This window comes from Sphaerisporangium corydalis, assembly GCF_025506355.1.
Taxonomy (GTDB): domain Bacteria; phylum Actinomycetota; class Actinomycetes; order Streptosporangiales; family Streptosporangiaceae; genus Sphaerisporangium; species Sphaerisporangium corydalis.
This window is the reverse complement of record NZ_JANZYP010000142.1, coordinates 1-2,262: the sequence shown is the minus strand read 5'-3', so window position 1 is coordinate 2,262 and position 2,262 is coordinate 1. Positions and strand designations below refer to the sequence as shown.

Below are 2,262 nucleotides of genomic sequence, written 5' to 3'. Positions count from 1 at the left end.
GCCCACCCGATCCCGAACACCCAGCCGCCCTCGGACGTCGAGCCATCGCCGGACTCGCGACCGCTCGTGGCCGCCCAGCCGCCCTCGAACGCCCGGCCATCGGACGCGTCGTCACCCTCACACGCGCGACCGGCCCCGGACGCCCCGCCACACTCGGACACGCGACCGGCCCCGGACGCCCCGCCATCCTTGGACACGCGACCGCCCTTGGCCGGGCCCCCATCGCCGGACGCGCGATCACCCCTTACCGCCCAGCCGCCCTCGGACGCCCAGATCGCTCCCGGACCCCCGGGCGCGCAGGCCCGGGAGCGGGACAGCATCAGGCGGTGATCTGGACCGATCCCGGGCGGCGGGCTACGGTCACCACATGCGGACCGAGATCTGTGAGAGGTTCGGGGTCGAGTTCCCGCTGTTCGCGTTCAGCCACTGCCGCGACGTGGTCGCCGCGGTCACCAACGCGGGCGGGTTCGGCGTGCTGGGTGCGGTGGCCTACTCCCCCGAGCAACTCGAACGTGAACTCTCCTGGATCGACAGGCAGGTGCGCGGGCGCCCGTACGGGGTGGACGTGCTGGTCCCCGGGAAGATCGACCGGTCGGTCGCCGACCCGGACGCCCGGCTGCTCGACCACGTCCCCGAGGTCCACCGCGACTTCGTCGCCCACCTGTTCACCAAGTACGGGGTGAGCTCGGACAAGACCTTCACCGCCGGGCAGGCGGGCCCGCCCGCCTCCAAGGCCGACGAGATCGGGCGCCGCGTCACGCACTCCGGAGCCACCGGGCTGATCGACGTCGCCCTGCGGCACCGCATCGGCCTGATCGCCAGCGCGCTCGGCACGCCGCCCCCCGAGATGGTGGACCGCGCCCGCGCCGCGGGCGTCCCCGTCGCGGCGCTGGTCGGCACGGTCGAGCACGCCCACCGGCAGGTGGCGGCCGGGGCCGACCTGATCGTGGCCCAGGGCACCGAGGCCGGCGGCCACACCGGCGAGGTGTCGACCATGGTTCTGGTGCCCCAGGTCGTGGACGCGGTGGCGCCCCTCCCGGTGCTGGCGGCGGGCGGCATCGCGAACGGGCGGCAGATGGCCGCGGCGATGGCCCTCGGCGCCGAGGGCGTGTGGTGCGGCTCGGTCTGGCTCACCACCGAAGAGGCCGAGACGCCGCCGGTGGTCAAGCGCAAGATGCTCGCCGCCACCTCCCTGGACACCGTGCGGTCGCGGTCGCGCACGGGCAAGCCGGCCCGGCAGCTGGTGTCCGCCTGGACCAAGGAGTGGGACGAGGCCCCCGAGAGCCCCGGGCCGCTGCCGATGCCCCTGCAGATGCTGCTCGCCGAAGGCGCCCTCACCCGCATCGGCAACGCCGCCGAAAGCGGCGAACCGGGGGCGCGGGAGCTGGCCAACTACTTCGTCGGCCAGGTGGTCGGCCAGCTCGACCAGGTGAAACCCGCCCGCCAGGTCGTCTACGAGATGATCGAGGAATTCGCCACCGCGATAACCCGCCTCACCGACCTGACCCACCCCTGACCCCCCCCGGCGACCCCCCTCGCCGTGGTGGGGTCGGACGTGTGAGCGGGATCACGTGAATCCGGTTGGTTCGGGGAACGCGGGGCAGCTGCTCCTTCGTCTTCATCATCAGGAAGCAAGGACTGTGGAGGTGCGATGCTCGCGGCGCTGACCGGCCTCGGGTTGTCCACGGCGGCGGGGCTCAACGCCTACATCCCGCTGCTCGTGGTCGGTCTACTGGCGAACTTCACCGACGTCGTGCGGCTGCCGCCCGACTACGCGTGGCTGACCAACGGCTGGGTGCTGGCGGTGGTCAGCGTCCTGCTGCTGGCCGAGATCGTGCTCGACAAGGTCCCGGTCGTCGACCATGTCAACGACATGATCCAGACGGCGGTGCGGCCGGCCGCCGGCGGCGTGGTCTTCAGCGCCACGCAAGCGGCGTCCCAGCTCGACCACTCCACCTGGATGACCCAGAACCCGTGGGTCGGCTGGGTGCTCGGCGTCGGAGTCGCCTTCGCCGTCCACGCCATGAAGGCCTCGGCCCGCCCGGTCGTCAACGTCTCGACCGCCGGGGTCGGGGCGCCCATCGTCAGCACGGTCGAGGACGCCGGATCGCTCGGCATGAGCCTGGTCGCCGTCTTCTTCCCGGTGCTGGTCATCGTCGGGCTGGTGGTGCTGGCGATCCCCGCCTGGTGGGCGATCCGGCTCATCCGCCGCCGCCGCGCCCGCCGCAGAACCCCCCTCCCCTCCACCCCCCAACCCACCTG

Annotated in this window: 2 protein-coding genes; both read left to right on the top strand. The window is 73.0% G+C overall.

Features of this window, described 5'->3' with window-relative positions; translation table 11 throughout:
* Positions 1-367 precede the first annotated feature (367 nt).
* On the top strand, positions 368-1,516 hold the full coding sequence (locus tag NYZ98_RS41195; RefSeq protein WP_262850990.1) for an NAD(P)H-dependent flavin oxidoreductase: 1,149 nt from the start codon (positions 368-370) through the stop codon (positions 1,514-1,516).
* Between the two features lie 135 nt (positions 1,517-1,651).
* On the top strand, positions 1,652-2,262 hold a 611-nt coding region (locus tag NYZ98_RS41190; RefSeq protein ID WP_262850988.1), incomplete at its 3' end, for a DUF4126 domain-containing protein.